Consider the following 228-nt stretch of genomic DNA (forward strand, 5'->3'; position numbering starts at 1 on the left):
TTGGTCCTGGTCGCCCTTTTGGTGCGCCTCGACAGCAAGGGCCCGGTCCTGTTCCGCCAGACCCGCACCGGCAAGGACGGGCACCCGTTCCAGATCTACAAGTTCCGCACCATGCGCGTGCTGGATGACGGGGCGGTCGTGCACCAGGCCACCCGGGGCGACGCCCGGGTGACCCGCGTCGGCGCCCTGCTGCGCCGGACCAGCATCGACGAGCTGCCCCAGCTCCTC

Annotated in this window: 1 protein-coding gene; it reads left to right on the forward strand. The window is 71.1% G+C overall.

Going from position 1 to position 228, the window contains the following annotated elements; all coding sequences use genetic code 11:
• A partial coding sequence (locus ASF18_RS03185) for a sugar transferase (RefSeq protein ID WP_200917494.1) occupies positions 1 to 228 on the forward strand: 228 nt, incomplete at both ends.

Origin of the sequence: Methylobacterium sp. Leaf89, from assembly GCF_001422215.1 — a bacterium.
In the GTDB taxonomy this organism is placed as follows: domain Bacteria; phylum Pseudomonadota; class Alphaproteobacteria; order Rhizobiales; family Beijerinckiaceae; genus Methylobacterium.